This window comes from Curtobacterium sp. ODYSSEY 48 V2 (assembly GCF_023712625.1).
GTDB lineage: Bacteria > Actinomycetota > Actinomycetes > Actinomycetales > Microbacteriaceae > Curtobacterium.
In genome coordinates, this window is record NZ_JAMAXX010000001.1 from 237,688 (window position 1) to 255,551 (window position 17,864).

At 72.4% G+C, this 17,864-nt stretch carries 17 protein-coding genes; 11 read left to right on the plus strand and 6 right to left on the minus strand.

The window, feature by feature from the left end; all coding sequences use genetic code 11:
• The first annotated feature begins 96 nt into the window (after window positions 1–96).
• From M3666_RS01125 to M3666_RS01150, 6 genes are read left to right on the plus strand one after another with little or no spacing between them, the layout of a single operon-like run.
• Entirely contained in the window at window positions 97–1,713 is a 1,617-nt protein-coding gene (locus tag M3666_RS01125) for an ABC transporter substrate-binding protein (protein WP_251154232.1), read from the plus strand.
• Window positions 1,710–2,663: an ABC transporter permease gene (locus M3666_RS01130; protein ID WP_066651635.1), complete on the plus strand. Its 954-nt coding sequence runs from the start codon at window positions 1,710–1,712 to the stop codon at window positions 2,661–2,663. The genes M3666_RS01125 and M3666_RS01130 overlap by 4 nt, the downstream gene beginning before the upstream one ends.
• Window positions 2,660–3,535: an ABC transporter permease gene (locus M3666_RS01135; protein WP_251154233.1), complete on the plus strand. Its 876-nt coding sequence runs from the start codon at window positions 2,660–2,662 to the stop codon at window positions 3,533–3,535. The genes M3666_RS01130 and M3666_RS01135 overlap by 4 nt, the downstream gene beginning before the upstream one ends.
• A 10-nt stretch (window positions 3,536–3,545) precedes the next feature.
• Window positions 3,546–5,441: a gamma-glutamyltransferase family protein gene (locus M3666_RS01140; RefSeq protein WP_251154234.1), complete on the plus strand. Its 1,896-nt coding sequence runs from the start codon at window positions 3,546–3,548 to the stop codon at window positions 5,439–5,441.
• Complete coding sequence (locus tag M3666_RS01145; RefSeq protein ID WP_251154235.1) at window positions 5,425–7,110, plus strand: ABC transporter ATP-binding protein; 1,686 nt, start codon at window positions 5,425–5,427, stop codon at window positions 7,108–7,110. The genes M3666_RS01140 and M3666_RS01145 overlap by 17 nt, the downstream gene beginning before the upstream one ends.
• A 46-nt stretch (window positions 7,111–7,156) precedes the next feature.
• The gene (locus M3666_RS01150; protein WP_251154236.1) at window positions 7,157–7,858 is read left to right on the plus strand and encodes a GntR family transcriptional regulator; all 702 of its coding nucleotides are present in this window, start codon (window positions 7,157–7,159) and stop codon (window positions 7,856–7,858) included.
• Window positions 7,859–8,051: 193 nt separating this feature from the next.
• On the opposite strand, the gene M3666_RS01155 is transcribed toward M3666_RS01150, so the two are convergent.
• Window positions 8,052–9,095 (minus strand): NAD(P)-dependent alcohol dehydrogenase, encoded by a 1,044-nt coding sequence (locus M3666_RS01155; RefSeq protein WP_251154237.1) that lies wholly within the window; start codon window positions 9,093–9,095, stop codon window positions 8,052–8,054.
• Window positions 9,096–9,250: 155 nt separating this feature from the next.
• Here M3666_RS01155 and M3666_RS01160 point away from each other — a divergent pair, with 155 nt between their 5' ends.
• From M3666_RS01160 to M3666_RS01170, 3 genes are all read left to right on the plus strand, one after another.
• Complete coding sequence (locus tag M3666_RS01160; protein WP_209684341.1) at window positions 9,251–9,691, plus strand: OsmC family peroxiredoxin; 441 nt, start codon at window positions 9,251–9,253, stop codon at window positions 9,689–9,691.
• An 83-nt stretch (window positions 9,692–9,774) separates the two neighbouring features.
• Window positions 9,775–10,251 carry a hypothetical protein gene (locus tag M3666_RS01165; RefSeq protein ID WP_209684343.1) on the plus strand — a complete coding sequence of 159 codons (477 nt, stop codon included), beginning with the start codon at window positions 9,775–9,777 and terminating at the stop codon, window positions 10,249–10,251.
• 64 nt (window positions 10,252–10,315) lie between these two features.
• Complete coding sequence (locus tag M3666_RS01170; protein WP_209684345.1) at window positions 10,316–11,824, plus strand: threonine/serine exporter ThrE family protein; 1,509 nt, start codon at window positions 10,316–10,318, stop codon at window positions 11,822–11,824.
• 98 nt (window positions 11,825–11,922) lie between these two features.
• On the opposite strand, the gene M3666_RS01175 is transcribed toward M3666_RS01170, so the two are convergent.
• Together M3666_RS01175 and M3666_RS01180 are read right to left on the minus strand one after the other, a co-directional pair.
• Window positions 11,923–12,117, minus strand: coding sequence for a DUF2795 domain-containing protein (locus tag M3666_RS01175; protein WP_066651621.1), 195 nt, complete (start codon window positions 12,115–12,117; stop codon window positions 11,923–11,925).
• An 82-nt stretch (window positions 12,118–12,199) separates the two neighbouring features.
• Window positions 12,200–12,877, minus strand: a complete 678-nt coding sequence (locus M3666_RS01180; protein ID WP_066651619.1) for a TetR/AcrR family transcriptional regulator — start codon at window positions 12,875–12,877, stop codon at window positions 12,200–12,202.
• Window positions 12,878–13,029: 152 nt separating this feature from the next.
• Between M3666_RS01180 and M3666_RS01185 the strand changes: the two genes are divergently transcribed.
• A complete protein-coding gene (locus M3666_RS01185) occupies window positions 13,030–13,347 on the plus strand; it encodes a hypothetical protein (protein WP_209684347.1) in 318 nt (105 codons plus the stop codon).
• Window positions 13,348–13,522: 175 nt separating this feature from the next.
• Here the strand turns inward: M3666_RS01185 and M3666_RS01190 are convergent, their stop codons facing one another.
• Window positions 13,523–14,449, minus strand: a complete 927-nt coding sequence (locus M3666_RS01190) for an SDR family oxidoreductase (RefSeq protein WP_066651615.1) — start codon at window positions 14,447–14,449, stop codon at window positions 13,523–13,525.
• Between the two features lie 158 nt (window positions 14,450–14,607).
• Here M3666_RS01190 and M3666_RS01195 point away from each other — a divergent pair, with 158 nt between their 5' ends.
• Complete coding sequence (locus tag M3666_RS01195; RefSeq protein WP_251154238.1) at window positions 14,608–15,420, plus strand: hypothetical protein; 813 nt, start codon at window positions 14,608–14,610, stop codon at window positions 15,418–15,420.
• A gap of 60 nt (window positions 15,421–15,480) precedes the next feature.
• On the opposite strand, the gene M3666_RS01200 is transcribed toward M3666_RS01195, so the two are convergent.
• Both M3666_RS01200 and M3666_RS01205 read right to left on the minus strand, forming a co-directional pair.
• The gene (locus tag M3666_RS01200) at window positions 15,481–16,266 is read right to left on the minus strand and encodes an endonuclease/exonuclease/phosphatase family protein (protein WP_251154239.1); all 786 of its coding nucleotides are present in this window, start codon (window positions 16,264–16,266) and stop codon (window positions 15,481–15,483) included.
• A 55-nt stretch (window positions 16,267–16,321) separates the two neighbouring features.
• On the minus strand, window positions 16,322–17,815 hold the full coding sequence (locus tag M3666_RS01205; RefSeq protein WP_251154240.1) for an LCP family protein: 1,494 nt from the start codon (window positions 17,813–17,815) through the stop codon (window positions 16,322–16,324).
• Window positions 17,816–17,864: the final 49 nt, after the last annotated feature.

Genomic DNA, 17,864 nt, shown 5'->3' on the forward strand with positions numbered 1-17,864 from the left:
CCTGAGCGTGACTCCACAAGGGTCACCACGCACACCAGCAGCTCCAGGAACACGATGTCCCAGACTCCCGCTCGACGCCGCCGGACACTCCTCGCCGTGCCCGCCGTCGCCCTGGCCGCCTCGCTCGCGCTCACCGCCTGCGTGCCGGTCCAACGCTCGAAGGCCGGTGGCGCCACCGCCGGTACCGTCACGACCGTCGCGATCGGCGACCAGCAGGTCCGCGAAGGCGGTGACCTCGTCATGGCGCTCTCCGCCGAACCGGACCGGCTCGACCCGACCACCTCGTCGTCGCTGTACACCCGGTACGTCATGGAGACGATGTGCCAGAAGCTCTTCGACATCGACGCCGAGGGTGCGATCATCCCGATGCTCGCGACCGAGCTGCCGACGGTGTCGGACGGCGGGAAGACCGTCACGTTCCCGGTGCACACCGGCTACCGCTTCGCCGACGGCACCCCGTTCGACGCGGACGCCGTCGTGACGACGCTCGAGCGGAACCTGACGAAGGACGACTCGAGCCGGAAGAGCGAGATGGGTCCGGTCTCGAGCATCGACGCGGTGGACGACCACACCGTCCGCATCCGCTACTCGACCCCGTTCGCCCCGATCACCGCGGCGCTCGCCGACCGTGCGGGCATGGTCATGTCGCCGACGGCACTGGAGCAGGAGGGCGACGGGTTCGGGGACGCCCCGGTCTGCATCGGCCCCTACAAGTTCGTCGAGCGCGTGCCGCAGACCTCGATCACCGTCGAGCGCGACCCGATGTACCACGACCCGGCGAGCGCCCACTTCGACCGGATCACCTACCGGATCATCACCGACGCCAGCATCCGCGCACAGAACCTGAAGTCCGGGGACGTCCAGGTCGCCGACACGATCTCCACGCAGGACGTCGACGACCTGATGGAGCGGAAGGACCTGGAGGTCCTGCGCACCGGCTCCCTCGGCTACCAGGGCATCACGATCAACCTCGCCAACCAGGACGGCGTCGGCACCGACCCGGAGCCACTCGACACCCCGCTCGCCACCGAGCGGAAGGTCCGGCAGGCCCTGTCCATGTCGATCAACCGCGGCGAGCTCGTGCAGAGCGTGTTCCGCGGGTGGGCGGACGTCGCGTGCTCCCCGATCCCGGACACGAGCGCCTTCGCGACCGACGCGAGCACGGCGTGCCCCGAGTACGACCCCGACCACGCGAAGGAGCTCCTCGAGGAAGCGGGGGTCGAGCAACCGTTCCCGATCGAGATGGAGGTGACGAACACCCCCGACACCGTCCGGTTCGCCCAGGCGCTCCAGGCCCAGGCCCGCGCCGGGGGCTTCGCGATCACGATCACCCCGGTCGAGTACACGACGCTGCTCGACGACCAGACCCGCGGCGACTTCCAGGCGCTGCAGCTGGGCTGGTCGGGCCGTGTCGACCCGCACGGCAACATCGGCTCGTTCCTCGGCACCGGCGGCGGCAACAACTACCCGGGCTACAGCGACCCCGAGGTCGACGACCTCATCGCCCGGGCGGCGCAGGCCACCGACCAGCAGGAACGCGCCGACCTGTACGGCCAGCTGGTCACGAAGGTCCAGCAGGACGACCCGATCATCTACCTCTACCGGACCCGCAGCATCACCGGCGTCAGCTCCGACGTCGCCGGGGTGTCCACCTACGCCGACGGCGTGGTCCGGCTCAGTCAGGCGGCGTTCGTGGAAGGCAGCGACAAGTGACCCGGTACGTCCTGACACGGCTCTGGCAGGCGGCGCTCACGCTCGTCCTCGCCTCGATCGTGGTCTTCTTCGGGGTCCGGCAGCTGCCGGGCGACCCGGCCCTGGCCCTGGCCGGCGAGGAGGCGAGCCCCGAGCGGCTCGCCGCCGTCCGCGCCGACCTCGGCCTCGACGACTCCCTGCTCGTGCAGTACTGGCGCTTCGTCGTCAACGCACTGCAGGGCGACCTCGGACAGTCCACCCGCACCGGCACCCCGGTCACGGACCTGCTCGGCTCGACGCTCCCCGTCACGCTGTGGCTCGCGCTCTACGCGATCGTGGTCGCGGTCGTCGTGGGGGTCGCCCTCGGCACCCTCGCCGAGCGCTACCGCGGCCGGTGGCCCGAGTGGATGGCGAACGCCGCCGCGCTCGTCGGCCTGAGCGTGCCGAACTTCTGGCTCGGCATCCTCGCGATCGTCTGGCTCGCGGCGGGCCTCGGCTGGTTCCCCGCCTCGGGCTACGTCCCGGTGACGCGGGACCCGCTCGGCGCGCTGCACCACCTGACGCTCCCGGCGCTCATCCTCGGCACGTCGCTCGCGGCCGTCATCATGCGCCAGACCCGCGCGTCGATGATCGAGACGATGAAGACCGACTTCGTCCGGACCGCCCGCGCCAAGGGGCTCAGCCGCCCGCGGGTGCTCTTCCGCTACGGCCTGCGCAACTCGATGATCGTCGTCGTCACGATCGTCGGCCTGCAGCTCGGTGGCCTCATCTCGGGCGCGGTCGTCACGGAGCGCATCTTCGCCCTGCCCGGGTTCGGCAAGCTCACGCTCGACGCCGTGTTCACCCGCGACTACCCGGTCATCCAGGCCGTCGTGCTCGTGATCACCCTGGGCTACGTCCTCATCAACTTCGCCGTGGACGTCCTGTACTCCGTCATCAACCCGAAGATCCGCGTCGGAGGCACCGCATGACCACCATCACCGCTCCCTTCGACCTGGGCTCGAGCCGCGGTCGCATCTGGAAGCAGGTCCGGACGAACCGGCTCGGCATGACGGGCGGCATCATGCTCGCCGTCGTCGTGCTCGCCGGGATCACCGCACCGCTCGTCGCACCGCACGACCCGACCGCGACGCACTTCGACCTGCCGTTCCAGGTGCCCTTCACCGTCGGCTTCGGGTTCGGCACCGACGACCTCGGCCGAGACATCCTGTCCCGCACGCTGTACGGGATCCAGGTCTCGCTCGTCGTCGGCGTGCTGTCGGTGCTGCTCGCCGTCGTGGTCGGCACCCCGCTCGGCCTGCTCGCCGGGTACTGGCGCTGGCTCGACTCGATCATCTCCCGCCTGACCGACGTCGCGCTCGCGTTCCCGTTCCTCATCATCGCGGTCGGGCTCGCGGCGATCAGCGGGCCGAGCCTGTCGAACGCCGTGATCGCGATCGGCATCTCGCACGTGCCGGCGATGATCCGGATCGTGCGCGGTGAGACCCTGCGGATCACGAGCGCCGACTTCGTCACGAGCGCGAGGACGCTGGACGCCGGCGGCGCGCGCATCATCGCGCAGCACGTCCTGCCGAACTGCGTCTCGGCGATCATCGTGCAGGCCACCGTGATCATGCCGGTCGCAGTGATCGGCGAGGCGCTGCTGTCCTTCCTCGGGCTCGGCATCCAGCCGCCCACGCCGAGCCTCGGCATCATGCTCTCGGACGCGCAGCAGTACCTCGGCCAGGCGCCGTGGGCCGCCGTCGTGCCGGGGGTCGCGATCGCCGTCATCTGCCTCGGCTTCAACCTGTTCGGGGACGCCCTGCGCGACGCCCTCGACCCCACCGCCTCGGACCGGAAGTAGCACCAGCACCATGAGCACCAACCCCGCCTTCACCACCCCGCCGACGGAGACCACCCGTCCGGACCTGCAGGGCACCTTCGGGATGGCCGCGTCGACACACTGGATCGCGACCGCGACGGCGCAGTCGGTCCTCGAGCGCGGCGGCAACGCCTTCGACGCCACCGTCGCCGGCGCCTTCGTCCTGCACGTCGTCGAACCGCACCTGAACGGACCCGGCGGCGACGTGACCGCGATCTTCGCGACGGCGTCCGACAGGGCACCGACCGTCCTCGTGGGCCAGGGACCGGCCCCGGCCGGCGCGACGCCGGAGCACTTCCGGTCCGAGGGCCTCGACCTGGTCCCGGGGGCGGGCGCGCTGGCGGCCGCCGTCCCCGGTGCCGTCGACGCGTGGCTGCTGCTCCTCGCCGAGCACGGCACGTGGGAGCTCGCCGACGTCCTCGCCCCCGCGATCGGGTACGCCCGTGACGGCCACCCGGTCGCGCCCCGGGTGGTCGCCACCATCGCGACCGTGCAGGACCTGTTCCGCGACCACTGGCCGTCCTCCGCCGAGCGGTGGCTGCCGGGAGGCTCGGTGCCGGTCGCCGGGTCGATGGTGCGCAACGAGACCTGGGCGTCGGTCCTGGAACGGCTCGTGCAGGCAGGGTCCGGCACCGTGGAGGGCGAGGGCGCGCGCGTCGCGCGCATCGAGGCCGCCCGCACCGAGTGGGCCGAGGGCTTCGTCGCGCAGGCAGTCGACGCCTTCGTCCGCGCCCCGCACCGCCACGCGTCCGGCACCGACCACGCCGGGGTGGTCCGCGCGAGCGACCTCGCGGCGTTCCGCGCGTCGACCGAGCCCGCGACGACCGCGGAGTTCCGGGGCCACACGATCGCGAAGACCGGGCCGTGGGGCCAGGGTCCGGCGCTCCTGCAGACCCTCCGCCTGCTCGACCCACTGGACGACGAGCGGCTCGACCCGTCGACCGTCCTCGGCGCGCACACGATCGCCGAGGCGCAGAAGCTCGCGCTCGCCGACCGCGAGGCGTACTACGGCGACGGCGACGTCCCGATGGCCGAGCTGCTCTCCGACGCGTACTCCGACGCGCGTCGCGCCCTGATCGGTGACCGTGCGTCGCACGAGCTGCGACCGGGGTCGGTCTCGGTGCCCGCGGGTGCGATGCCCCCGCTGCGTGAGACGTACACACCGCGCGGCGAGTCGATCGCCGGTGTCGGCGAGCCCACCGTCCCCGGCGCCCGCGGCAACGCGGTGGCCGCACCGGCCGAGGATGCCCCCGTGCACGAGGACCGCGGTGAGCCGATCGTGATGGAGACGGGCGAGACCCGCGGCGACACGTGCCACATCGACGTCGTCGACCGCTGGGGCAACATCGTCAGCGCGACGCCCTCCGGCGGGTGGCTGCAGTCGTCGCCGACGATCCCGGAGCTCGGGTTCTGCCTCGGCACCCGCATGCAGATGACCTGGCTCGAGGAGGGCACGGCGTCCACGCTCACCCCGGGCGCCCGACCCCGCACGACGCTCACCCCGACGCTCGTGCTCCGGGACGGCGAGCCGGTGGTCGCGATGGGCAGCCCGGGCGGCGACCAGCAGGACCAGTGGCAGCTGCTCTTCCTGCTCCGCACGATCGTCGGCGGGTGGTCCCCGCAGCAGGCGATCGACGCACCCGCACTGCACACGACGTCGTTCCCGGGGTCGTTCTGGCCCCGCACCTGGACCCCGGGCGGCCTCGTCGTCGAGGACCGCCTCGGTGACGACGTCATCGCCGGGCTCGAGGAGCTCGGCCACGTCGTCACCCGCGCCGGCGACTGGTCGCTCGGCCGTCTGTCGTGCGTGACGCGCGACCCCGACACCGGCGTCATGGGCGCCGCCGCCAACCCGCGAGGAGCACAGGGCTATGCCGCAGGACGCTGAGGACCGGACCATGCACGACGGCGACACGACCACCGGGGCCGCACCGCGCCTCCAGACCGACCAGACCGACCGGACCGACACCCTGCTGTCCGTCCGCGACCTGCGGGTCGCCTTCGGTGACCGCGGGGTCCTGCACGGCGTCGACCTCGACGTCCGCCGCGGCGAGCGCGTCGCGATCGTCGGCCAGTCCGGCTCGGGCAAGTCGACGCTCATCGCGGCCCTGCTCCGGCTCCTGCCGGGGGCCGGGCACATCACCGGTGGTGGGATCCGCCTCGGCGACGACGACATCGCCCACGCCGACGAGGCGCTCATGCGACGCGTCCGTGGCGCACGGATCGGGCTCGTGCCGCAGGACCCGTCGACGAACCTCAACCCGTCGATGCGGGTCGGCGCGCAGATCGCCGACGCGCTGCGGGCCGGCGGGCTGCGGGGACGCGCGGCGATCCGGCAGCGGGTGGTGGCGCTGATGACCGAGGCCGGGATCCCCGAGGCGTCGCGGCGGGCGGACCAGTTCCCACACGAGTTCTCCGGCGGGATGCGGCAGCGCATCCTCATCGCCGTCGCACTCGCCCGCCAGCCCGAGCTGCTCATCGCCGACGAGCCGACCAGCGCGCTCGACGTGACCGTGCAGCGGCAGATCCTCGACCACCTGCAGACCCTCGTCGACCAGCACGGCACGACGCTGCTGTTCGTGACGCACGACCTCGGGGTCGCGGCGGACCGGACCGACCGCGTCGTCGTGATGCTCGACGGCGAGATCGTCGAGCAGGGTGCGCCCGAGGCGATCCTCCGCGACCCGCAGCACGAGTACACGAAGCGGCTCATCGCGGCGGCGCCCGCGCTGTCCGGGGTCGCGCCGGAGCCCGTGGCCGCGGGCGAGCCGATCCTCGTCGTGTCCGACCTGGTGAAGGAGTACCGGCTCCGCGGTCGTGGTGCCGGAACGCTGAAGGCTGCCGACGGGGTGTCGTTCGCGGTGCGTCGCGGCACGACCACCGCGGTCGTCGGTGAGTCCGGCTCGGGCAAGACGACGGTCGCGCGGATCGTGCTCGGACTCGAGACGCCGACGTCGGGCACCGCCCTGGTCGACGGGAAGTCCATCGGGACCGCCCGTGGCGCCGAGCGGCGGGAGATCCGACGCCGCGTGCAACCGGTGTTCCAGGACCCGTACGGGTCGCTCGACCCGACCTCGACGATCGAGCGGATCATCGACGAGCCCCTGCGCGTCTTCGGCATCGGTGACCGGGCGTCGCGCACCGAGCGGGTCGCGACGCTCCTCGACCAGGTGGCGCTCCCCCGCGAGGTCGCGCAGCTCCGGCCGAACGAGCTGTCCGGCGGGCAGCGGCAGCGCGTCGCGATCGCCCGGGCGCTGGCGCTCGAACCCGAGCTGATCATCCTCGACGAGGCGGTCTCGGCGCTCGACGTCCTGGTGCAGGAGCAGATCCTGGCGCTGCTCGAGGAGCTCCAGGACCGGCTCGGGCTGAGCTACCTCTTCATCACGCACGACCTCGGGGTGGTCCGGCGGATCGCCGACGACGTCGTGGTGATGCGCCGGGGTGAGGTCGTCGAGCGGGGCAGCGTCGCAGCGGTGTTCGACGACCCGCAGGAGCAGTACACGAAGGACCTGCTCGACGCCATCCCGGGGAGAGCCCTCGCCGAGGCGGCTGCGTGACGGCGTCCCGGGTGGGCGACCGGCGCGGTGTGGCACGATCGGCACCGTGCTGAACGGGACGAGCGTCATCGACGCCATCCGCCACGACATCGTGACCGGCGCCCTGCAACCGGGCACCCGGGTGACCGAGGCGTTCCTCGCGGAGCGGCACGGGGTCTCCCGGGTGCCGGTCCGCGAGGCACTCCGCGGGCTCGAGGGCGAGGGCTTCGTGGTGTCGCGCCCGAACGTGGGCTCGCGCATCGCCGACATCCCGTTCGACGAGGCCGACGACCTGTTCGCGGTCCGCGAGTCGCTCGAGACCGCCACCGCCCGCCGCGCCGCGACCCGGGCGCGCACGCTCTTCGACGCGGAGGCCCCGCCGGAGGACTGGTGGCGCGTGCGCCGCGAACTCGGGGCCGTCCTCGACGAGGGTGACGCGGCCGTCGAGCGGGGCGAGCTCGACCTGCTCGTCGACCTGAACGAGCGCTTCCACCTGCTGGTCGCCGAGCTCTCCGGCAGCACGACGCTCGCGACCCTGCTCCGGCAGCTCTCGCGGAAGATCGAGTGGCTCTACGCGCTCGACACCTCGTCGCGCGGCAAGCGGCTGTGGCCCGACCACCGGCGCATCCTGGCCGCGATCGACGCGGGGGACGTCGAGCAGGCCGCCGAGCGGATGGCCTGGCACGTCCGCGAGAGCCGCATCGGGTACGCGGCGCGCTCCTCCCCGGAGCAGGCCGACGCCCTGCGGACCGCGGGCCCCGCGGTCTGACCGGTCGGGCCGGCCCGGCCGGCGCGGCCCGCGCGGCCCGCGCGGCCGAGGCTCGCGCATGCGGACACGTTCGCGGCCCAGTGGCCGCGGAACCGTCCGCCCAGCCGAGCCTCGGGCAGCCGCGGCCGCCGCCGCGGCGGCCGCAGCCGCCGCCGCGGCCGCCGCGGCGGCCGCGGCCGCGCCGCGGCCGCCGCTACAGCGTCGGGACGACCACCGCGCGGCCGGACAGCTCGCCGGCCTCGAGCTTGCGGTAGGCCTCGAGCGCGTCGGACAACGCGAACCGCTCGACGTCGGGCTCGATCTGCCCCGCTCGGTACATCGCGACGACCTCGTGCAGGTCCTCGATCGTGCCCCAGTAGGTGTTCGTGATCGTCGACTCGTACGGCGTCGTGAAGAAGTTCCACTCGACGGTCCCGCCGGCGATCCCGACGACGGTCAGCCGTCCGCCGATCGCCATCGAGGCCTTCGCGGTCGCGATCGTCGGCGTCGCACCGACGAAGTCGAACGCCGCATCGACGCCCTTGCCGCCGGTGAGCTCGCGGATCGCGGTGGCCTGGTCCGGCCCGGCGGGAACGGTGACCGCACCGCGGGCCGCGGCACGGTCCATCGCGTCCTGCTTCGTGTCGGTCGCGATGACCGTGGCGCCGGTGAGTGCCGTGAGGATTTGCACGGCGATCTGCCCGAGACCGCCGAGCCCCACCACGAGCGCGTACCTGCCGCCGCCCGCCAGGTTCGGCATCGCTGCCTTGATCGCGTGGTACGGCGTGAGTGCGGCGTCGCTGAGCGGTGCCGCCGCGATCGGGTCGGCGTCACCGAGCGAGACGAGGTTGCGCGCCGGGACGGTCACGTACTCCGCCATGCCGCCGTCCCGACCGAGACCGATGGCCGCGTACGGGTTCGTGGCGGCGTTCTCGCAGTAGGTGTCCTGGCCCTTCGAACAGGACGCGCAGTGCCCGCAGCCGACCGGCCCGTAGACGAGGTAGGCGTCGCCCTCGGTGAAGCCGCTCACCCCGTCACCGACGGCCTCGACCCAACCGGAGGTCTCGTGCCCGAGGACGAACCCGGGGGCCTGCGCGCCCGGCTGCCCCTCCTGGAACTCGCGGTAGACGGCGACGTCGGAGTGGCACGCCCCGGCACCGGCGACCTTGAGGAGCACCTCCCCGGGTCCCGGGACGGGCTTCTCGACCTCGGTCAGGACGGGGAACGTCCGGAACTGTTCGAACACGACGGCGTGCATGGGTTCTCCTTCGATCTCCGTCAAAACTACACCTGTCGCGCATCTCGGTCGCCGGACATCCTGCGTCTTCCCCGAGAGCCGGTTGCGAGAACGGTCGTTCTCCGATTGACTGGCGTCGGCCCTGAACGGGGCCTCCCCCAACGAAAGGAGCGGCTATGCCCACGCGCACCGCACGCACCGCCTGGCAGGGCGGCCTCAACGACGGTTCCGGCCAGGTCGAGCTGTCGAGCTCGAAGGTCGGCACCTACGACGTCTCCTTCCCGAAGCGCGCCGCGGACGAGGCCGGTGGCACCACCAGCCCCGAGGAGCTCATCGCCGCGGCCCACTCGGCCTGCTACGCGATGCAGTTCTCCGCGATCCTCGGCGAGGCCGGCGGCACCGTCGAGGCCCTCGACGTCAAGGCCGACGTCTCGCTCGGCCCGGACAGCGCCGGCGGCTTCAAGCTCACCGGCATCACCCTCACCGTCAACGGTGAGGTCTCCGGCATCGACGAGGCCGCCTTCCTGAAGGCGGCCGACGAGGCCAAGGCGACCTGCCCGGTCTCCAAGGCGCTCACGGGCGTCGAGATCGAGCTCAAGGCGACCTTCGAGCAGTAGTCGTCACCGACGGACGGACGGACGGGAGGCGCGGTGCCAGCTGGCACCGCGCCTCCCGTCCGTCCATCGGTACGGTGGGGCGCATGCGCCGCCTCTTCCGCACCCGCACGCACGTCGTCACGTGGGTGGGCGCACTCGTCGCCCTCGTCGGCGTGGTGTTCCTGGCGGTGCGGCGACTCGACTCGTCCGGCTGGATCGCGGGTGCATCGGGCGGTGACTTCGCGTTCGTCAGCGGGGACCGACCCGGGCAGCTCGTCGTGGGGGCGGTCCTCGCCCTGCTCGGTGGGATCGTCGCGGCCGCCTGCGCCGCTCGCCTCGCCCGCACCTGGACGCTCCGGGGGCTGCTGGTCGGGATCATCCTGCTCGTCGCCGGCGTGGTCCTCCTCCTCGCAGCACCGAACCCGTCGTTCGGGTGGTTCGCCTACGCGCCCCTCGCCGGCGAGACGATGCTGCCGATCCGGACCACCCGACTGCAGCTGACCGGGCAGGTCGTCGTGCTGGTCGGTGCGGTCCTCACCGCCTTCGCAGCCGGACGACTCAGCACGCAGGCCCGTCACTGACCCGTCATCGGCAACGTCCAGCGGACGTCCGGACTCGGGCGCGAGCGGCTGGCACCATGGTCTGATGGCCGAGCAGTTCCTCCCCGGCGTCCCGCGGCCCGGGCGCCCACCCCGGCCGCGCGTCCGCAACCTCGCACAGCACGACATCCGCGACGCCCGTGCCCGCCTGCGCGGCACGATCTACGAGGACGTCACCCCGGACACCCGCCCGCGCGAGCAGTACTCGCCGGTGCAGATCGTCGACTTCTGCCTCGACCTGGCCGAGGTCATGCTCGCCTCCGGTGCGGACACCCGCAGTGTCGAGACCGCCGTCGTCGCGGTGTCCACGAAGTGGAACCTCGCGCCCCTCGACCTCGACTTCTCCGGCAGCTCGGTCACGCTCCAGTACGCCCCGGCCGACCACCCGCCGCTCGTCAAGGTCCGCACGGTGCAGTCCGACGGCTCCGACCTCGACCGGCTCGCGCGCGCGAACCAGATCGTCGACGACCTGGTGCACGGCGAGCGCGACATGACGAGCGCGGTGAGCGCCCTGGTCGCCGTCCTGCGGCTGCCCACCCGGTGGCCGACCTGGCTCGCCGACGTGGGCCTCTCGGTGCTCGGCACCTCGATCGCGATGCAGGCCGGTGGTGGCTGGCGCGCCGGTGTCGGCGCGTTCGTGCTCATGTTCGGGATCATCCTGTCCGGCCGCTGGCTGACCGGCCGGGGCTTCCCGCAGTTCTTCGTCTCCGGTGCGCAGGCAGCCGTCGCCTCGGCCATCGGCACCCTGGCGATCTGGGCCGAGGTCCTGACCGCGACGGGTGCGGCCACGATGGTCGCCGCACTCGTCGTCCTGCTGCTGCCCCACGTGTCGCTCGTCACCTGGGCCCAGGACGCGATCTCCGGCTTCCGGGCCATGGCCGTCGCCCGGGCGTTCTACATCGTGCTCGTGATCGCCGCGATCGTCGTGGGGGTCCCGGCCGGCATCGCGGTCCTGCAGTGGCTCAGCATCGAGGTCGACCCGTCCGGCATCGTGCTGCAACCGCTGCCGCTCTGGGCCTCGTTGTCGCTGACGGTCGTGTCCGCGGCGGCGAACTGCTTCGTGCAGCAGGCCAGTGCCCGGGTCATCCCCGTCGCGGTGGTGTTCTCGGTCACCGCCGGCGCGTTCCTCTGGGAGCTCCGGCACCTCGGCATGCCGCTGCTGGGAGCGACGTTCATCGCGTCGGTGCTGCTCGGCGTGCTGTCGACCATCGCAGCAGCCCGGATGCGCACGGCCGTGGCGGCGATCGCGGTGCCGGCGTTCTGCGGTGCGCTGCTGCCCGGTGTCGCGGTGTCCGATGCCCTGCTGCACTTCATGTCGGGGGCGTCCGGCGCCGCGCTCGACTTCGTGGCGGCCGTCTCGGTGGCACTCGGCATCGGCGCGGGGCTCGTGCTCGGCGGTCTCGTGGCGACCCCCGGCGCGCGACGGGCCCTGCGGCGGGCGCGTCGGGTGACGGTGCACTCGGTCCACAACGACACGACGGCGATCCCCGTCCTGCGGGACACCGGGTACGACCCGGGCAACGGCTCCGTGCCGCGGGGCCACCGCCCGCGCTGAGGGACCACCCGGACACGAGACCCGGGCTGGGCGACCGCTCTCGTGCCCGGGAGCACGAGGAACGTCGCCCAGCCCGGGTCTCGGGTGGTGCGAGCGCCTCAGCCCTTGTCGGAGACGGCCTTCGTCACCGCGGTGGGGGCGTCGTAGTCGCCGTCCGGGATCCCCTTCAGGGCGTCCAGGACGTCACCGGGGGCGTCCTCCTTCTCGGCGGTCGCGACGATGTCCTCCTTCGAGGCGGGGTAGTCGATGCCGCTGAGGTACTTCTGGACCTGGATCGGGTTCGGTGCTGCCATGTCGGTTCCTTCCGTCGGAGCCTCCACGACTACGCCCGTGCGGCTCCGGGTCGACCCGGGTGACGCGCCTCGCGGCCAGGGGTCAGATCTCCCAGCTCCCGCTGTCGCTCCACGTCGAGAAGCGCTGCGCGGCCTGCGGCTCGTACCGCTCCATCCATCCGCGCTCGAGTCGGGCGACCGCACGGTCGAACGCCGGCACCAGGTCGAGCTCCGCGCGGAGCATCGCCTGCAGCTGGAGCCCTTCGTACAGCGCGATGAGCTGCTCGGCACCGCGACGGGGGTCCATCGTGTGCGGCGCGCGGCCGACGGCGATGTCGTGCTCCAGTCCGCGCCTGACCTGCGAGAAGAAGAGCTGGTAGCGCGACCGCAGGTACGTGGCCATGGGGTGCGCAGGGTTGCCGGCGACGGAGAGCAGTGCGACGAGCAGCCGCATGAGCGCGGGGTCCTCGGCGTTCGAGGCGACGATCGCACGCAGCAGGTCGACCGTGGGGCCGTCCCCGACCTCGTGCGCCACCGCCTCCAGTCGTGCGCCGTTCCAGCGGTCGACGGCGGCGAGCACGAGGCCGTCCCAGGACGGGAAGTGCTGGCGGAGCTCCTCCGTCGTGATGCCCATCCGCTCGGCGACCATGCCGACGTGGGCCTCGTGGAAGGGCACGTCGCGGAGGACGTCGACCGTGGCGCCGACGATCGTGATGCGCAGGTGCAGGGTGGCGGCCGCGGCGGCTGCCGCCTGCGTGTCGGCGCTGGTGTGTTCGAGCATCGTGCCCTCCGTCGTGCGGCGGACGTCCTGTCCGCACCTCCATCCAAGCGCAGTGGCGGGGGACACAGCATCCCCGGTACGGGTGTCAGCATGTCGGGGGACAGGCGACGACCCCGGAGCACGCACGCGGGCTGCCGTGCGACCATGCCGGGATGACCCCCGAAGACCCCGTCGCACAGGGCCTGGCCATCATGGCCTCCGCAGGCTACGAGTTCGGCGGCGACGACGAGCAGGTCGCGCACGACGTGCGGACCATGTGGGAGCAGCTCGGCTCCCCGGAGGGCGCGTTCGACGCCGCAGCACGCGCGATCGCCCGGCTGCCGCAACGCCCCGAGGTCCCGATCGCCGACCAGGCCCGCCGCCGCGCGTTCGAGCGCGCGATCGGGATCAACCCGGTCGAGGTCGAACTGACCGCGGCGATGTCCGCACGGGAGCTGCTGGAGCGGATGGCGCGCTCCGTCGCCTGCTGAGACGACGGACGGGCGCGCCCCGCTGAACGGCGACGCGAAGCGTTGCGGGGCGCCCCGACCGAGCCTGTGAGGGAGGCGCGGTGCCAGTCGGCACCGAGCCTGTGAGGGAGGCGCGGTGCCAGCCGGCACCGCGCCTCCCGTCCGTCTGCGGTGTGCGCGCGTCAGGCGACCCGTCTCACGGGGTCGGCATGCCGCCGTCGACGTGGAGCGTCTCGCCGACCACGTAGGACGACTCGCCGCTCGCCAGGAACACGAACGCCGGCGCGAGCTCGGCGGGCTGGCCCCAGCGGCCCAGGTAGGTCTGCTCACCGGCGGACGGGAGCGCCTCCGGCGGCTGGCCACCGGCCGGCTGCAGCGGGGTCCAGATCGGGCCGGGAGCGACGGCGTTGACGCGGATGCCCTTCGGCGCGAGCTGTGCCGCGAGCCCCTTGGCCATGTTGTTCACGGTCGCCTTCGTGGCGGCGTAGTGCACGAGATGCGGTGACGGCGCGTACGCCTGGATCGACGTCGTGTTGATGATCGTGGAACCGGGCTGCATGTGCGGCACGGCCGCCTTCGTGATGCGGAAGGTCGCGTAGGCGTTCGTCTTGAAGGTCTCGTCGAACTCCTCGTCCGAGATCTTCGTGATGTCGTCGACGTTCTGCTGCTTGCCGGCGTTGTTCACGAGGATGTCGAGCCCACCGAGGCCGTCGACGGTCTTCTGGACGAGTTCCTCGCAGAACGCCAGGTCCTTGATGTCACCGGGGATCGCGACGGCCTTGCGGCCCGCTGCCTCGATGAGGCCGACGATGCGGTCGGCGTCCTCCTGTTCCTCGGGCAGGTACACGATGGCGACGTCGGCACCCTCGCGGGCGTAGGCGATGGCGACGGCGGCGCCGATGCCCGAGTCGCCGCCCGTGACGAGCGCCTTGCGGCCCTGCAGGCGGCCCGAGCCGCGGTAGGTGTCCTCACCGTGATCGGCGGGCACGTTCTGCGCCATCTCCTCGTCGGTACCGGCACCCTGCAGGTACTGCTCGTCCGGCTTCTTGTCGGCGTACATCTTCGTGGGGTCCTGCATCGCGTACTGGTCGAGACCCGCCTGGTCGTTCTGCTGCTCCGTCATGGCCTGGACGGTACGCACCGGGGTACCGCTGTCCGTCCAGCCGGGTGTCCCCCGCGACGCGTCCGTGACACATCCCCAAGATCACGAACACGTGACGACCGGGCTGCGATTCGGTAACACCTGTCGTCCTGTCCGGCTCCGGGCCGTACGGTCGACTGGTGACTTCCCGCACTCTGCTCGCGCTCGGCGCTGCCGTGCTCGCCTTCGCGGCCGGCACGGTCGGGTCCGATGCTCTCGCGACGGGGGGCGCGGCACCGGCCGCGGCAGCGGAGGACCGCAGCGACGTCGCGGACCCGGTCCAGCCACTGATCCGGGTCACCGACCGCGAACTGCGCCGGGTCGACACGGTCGAGCTCGACGCCGAGTCCCTGGTCCTCCGGCACGCCGACGACACCGTCGCGGACGTCCCCATGCGCGACGCGAGGTCGACCGTCTCGCTGCTCAACCGGCTGCTGGGGACCCCGTCGCGCACGCAGACCGCGGTCGGCGACGGCGGCGCGTGCTTCCCGGCGGGGACGACCTACACCTGGGGCGGCGCGGTCCGCGTCGCGGCGCTGCGCACACCGTCCGCCGTCGGCAACGCGGTCGAGATCCGTGTCCTCAAGGACTCGGTACGGGGCCGGACCGGCGACCGGGTCGAGCTGACCGGTCCTGACGGGGTCCAGGTCGGCGACGACGTCGCGGACGAGATCGCGACGGCTCCACGCTCCGACAAGGTGTCGTTCGGGTCCGGCGACTCCCGGGCGTGGCAGCTGCTGCTCGAGGCCGGTTGGGCTCCCGACGAGCATTCGACGGGCGACGACCCGACCGGGGACGACCCCCGCGCGGAGCACGACGACGCGGCCGACGGTCCGACCCACGACACGGGCGAGGACGCGCAGGGCACGAACGGCGTCTCGGCGCTGACGAACGACACCGAGGTGACGGTCATCGGGTCCCCGATGCCGGTGCACGCACGCCGGTCCTGCTGACGCGTCCCGCACTGCACGACGGCCGCACGGTCACGACCCGCGCGGCTCAGGCCACGCGGCTCAGGCCACGCGCAGGGACGCCACCACCGGGAAGTGATCACTCGCGGCCCACGTCTCCGGGCCGTCGTGGTCCATCACGACGCGCTCGGCGGTGACGTCGCCGCGGGTCAGCACCCAGTCGATCCGCTCGCCGGAGTCGACCGGTTCCTGCCACCCGTTGAAGGACGCGGTGCGGTCACCGGGGTCACCGGCGTCGGACCAGGCGTCCCGGTACCCGGCATCGGTGAAGACCCGGGACGCCGGACCCGCGCCCCACGGTTCGTTGCAGTCACCGGCGAAGACGACGGGGCCGTCGACCGGGGCGAGCCGCTCGACGACGAGGGCGGCGCTGCGCCGACGGACCTCGTCCCCGTGGTCGTTCTCCTCGTGGTCGAAGTGCGCGGTGAGGAGCGTGAAGGCGGCCCCCTCGGCGTCGAGGAAGCGCGCGTGGTTGGCGACCCGTGGGTACAGGCTCCCCCAGGTGTTCGACACCGGCTCGTCCGGGGTGTCGGAGAACCAGAAGGTCCCGACGTCGACGGGGCGCAGGCGGTCGCGGCGGAAGAACACCGCGGCGTGCTCCCCCGCGGTGCCCCCCTCGCGGCCCTGCCCGACGGCGTCGTGGTCGGGCAGCCCCTGTCGGAGGGCGTCCATCTGGTGGTCGAACGCCTCCTGCACGCAGAGGACGTCGGGATCGTGCCGTCGGATGACCTCGAGCACCAGCGGCAGGCGCGCTGGCCAGTCGTGCCGCGGATCCGGGTTCTTCACGTTGTAGGTCATCAGGGTGATCGGACGCGCGACGTGGCTCACCGGTCGACCCTACCGACACGCTCCCACGGGTGACCCCAGGGTGGTGAAGGGTGCGTCAGTTGATGCAGACGCCTTCCTCGCCGTAGGTCTTCACGTCGGTGGAGCTCGGCGTCGGCTCGGACTCCGCCGGCTTCGACGCCTCGGCCTCGGGCGCCTCGTCCGCCGGGGCGGAGGAGGCGTCGCCGGGGACGGCCGGGGCGGCGACGGTGATGCCGTCGGACCCGAGGACGAGCGTGACGCCCGACACCGTCGTCGACCGCACGGCGACCGCACCGGGCACCACCGCGGCGACGGCCTTGGCCTGCGCCTCCTGCCCGGCGGGGTACTGCACCTGGGTCTTCTGCGTCGTGTCCGAGGACCCCGGCGTCCCGACCTGGAAGCCGCGGGCCGTCAGGTTCGCGGTCGCCGTCGCGGCGGCGCCGGTCGTCCCGCTGCCGTTCAGCACGGTGACCGTCGTCGCGGCGGGCTCGGCGGCCGTGGCCTTCGTGTACTCCTCCGGCTCGCCGACGAGTCCCTGCACGAACGCGGGCAACCCGACGGTGTCGACCTCGACGATGGACAGCGGCCGGCCACCCACCGTGATGGTCGGGGTGCCGAGCGTCGGGATCGTGGCGGACTGGATGTTGCCCGGGCGCAGGTTCCGCATCTGGCTCGCCAGCGACACCAGGTCGGTGTCCGTCTGGATGGAGCTCCCGACGGCGCTGAGGATGTTGTTCATCTTGATGGGGTTGAGCAGGGTGCCCGCGGAGAGCACCTTGCGGGCCTCCTGCGACAGGAAGTACTGCTGGCGCACGTTCCGGTCGAGGTCACCGTTCGGCAGCCCGTGCCGCTGGCGGACGAACGACAGCGCCTGCTTGGCGTCGAGCTCAGAGGTGCCGGCCGGCAGGTCGACACCCGAGTACGGGTCGTTCACCGCGTTGTTCAGGCACACCTCGACCGGCCCGAGCTCCTTGACCACCTGGTAGAAGCCGAGCAACGACACCCGGACGTAGTGGTCGATCGTCAGGCCGCTGAGGTCCTGGATCGTCTGGATGAGCAGCTTCGCACCACCGGTGTCGCCGCCGCCGTTGAGCGTGCCGTAGTAGAACGCGCTGTTGAGCTTGCCCTTGCCGACACCGGGGATCGGGACGTACGAGTCGCGCGGGAACGAGATCATCGTCGCCTGGGACCCGTCGGCGTTGATGTGCAGCACGATCATCGTGTCGGTGTTCGTCGCACCGCCGTCGTCCTCGGTGCTCAGCTCGGCCATCTGCTCGGGCGTCGCGTTGTCCGGACGGTGGTCGTCACCGACGAGCAGGATGTTCTGCGCCTGACCGTCCACGTCGTCGTCGTCGTCCGACCGCGGACTGATCGCGTCGATCTTCGTGACGCCGCTGTTGAGGCTCGTGAAGGCGAACGCGGCGTAGCCGCCGGTCAGCACGAGGCCCATCGCCAGGACGCCGGCGACCGCGGGGAGGACCACGCCGCTCCCACGCTTCTGGCGCCCGTGGCGCGGCGGCACGTGGCCGCGGCGGGCACGGCGCGTCGTCTGCTCGGGTTCGATGCTCACCCGGAAACCATAACGGCACAGCGTGGAACGGACAGGGAGATCCCTGAGG

Coding starts and splice junctions, on each gene's coding strand:
- M3666_RS01135 (WP_251154233.1), top strand. CDS start 2,660: ATGACCACCATCACCGCTCCCTTCGACCTGGGCTCGAGCCGCGGTCGC.
- M3666_RS01140 (WP_251154234.1), top strand. CDS start 3,546: ATGAGCACCAACCCCGCCTTCACCACCCCGCCGACGGAGACCACCCGT.
- M3666_RS01145 (WP_251154235.1), top strand. CDS start 5,425: ATGCCGCAGGACGCTGAGGACCGGACCATGCACGACGGCGACACGACC.
- M3666_RS01155 (WP_251154237.1), bottom strand. CDS start 9,095: ATGCACGCCGTCGTGTTCGAACAGTTCCGGACGTTCCCCGTCCTGACC.
- M3666_RS01160 (WP_209684341.1), top strand. CDS start 9,251: ATGCCCACGCGCACCGCACGCACCGCCTGGCAGGGCGGCCTCAACGAC.
- M3666_RS01165 (WP_209684343.1), top strand. CDS start 9,775: ATGCGCCGCCTCTTCCGCACCCGCACGCACGTCGTCACGTGGGTGGGC.
- M3666_RS01170 (WP_209684345.1), top strand. CDS start 10,316: ATGGCCGAGCAGTTCCTCCCCGGCGTCCCGCGGCCCGGGCGCCCACCC.
- M3666_RS01175 (WP_066651621.1), bottom strand. CDS start 12,117: ATGGCAGCACCGAACCCGATCCAGGTCCAGAAGTACCTCAGCGGCATC.
- M3666_RS01180 (WP_066651619.1), bottom strand. CDS start 12,877: ATGCTCGAACACACCAGCGCCGACACGCAGGCGGCAGCCGCCGCGGCC.
- M3666_RS01185 (WP_209684347.1), top strand. CDS start 13,030: ATGACCCCCGAAGACCCCGTCGCACAGGGCCTGGCCATCATGGCCTCC.
- M3666_RS01190 (WP_066651615.1), bottom strand. CDS start 14,449: ATGACGGAGCAGCAGAACGACCAGGCGGGTCTCGACCAGTACGCGATG.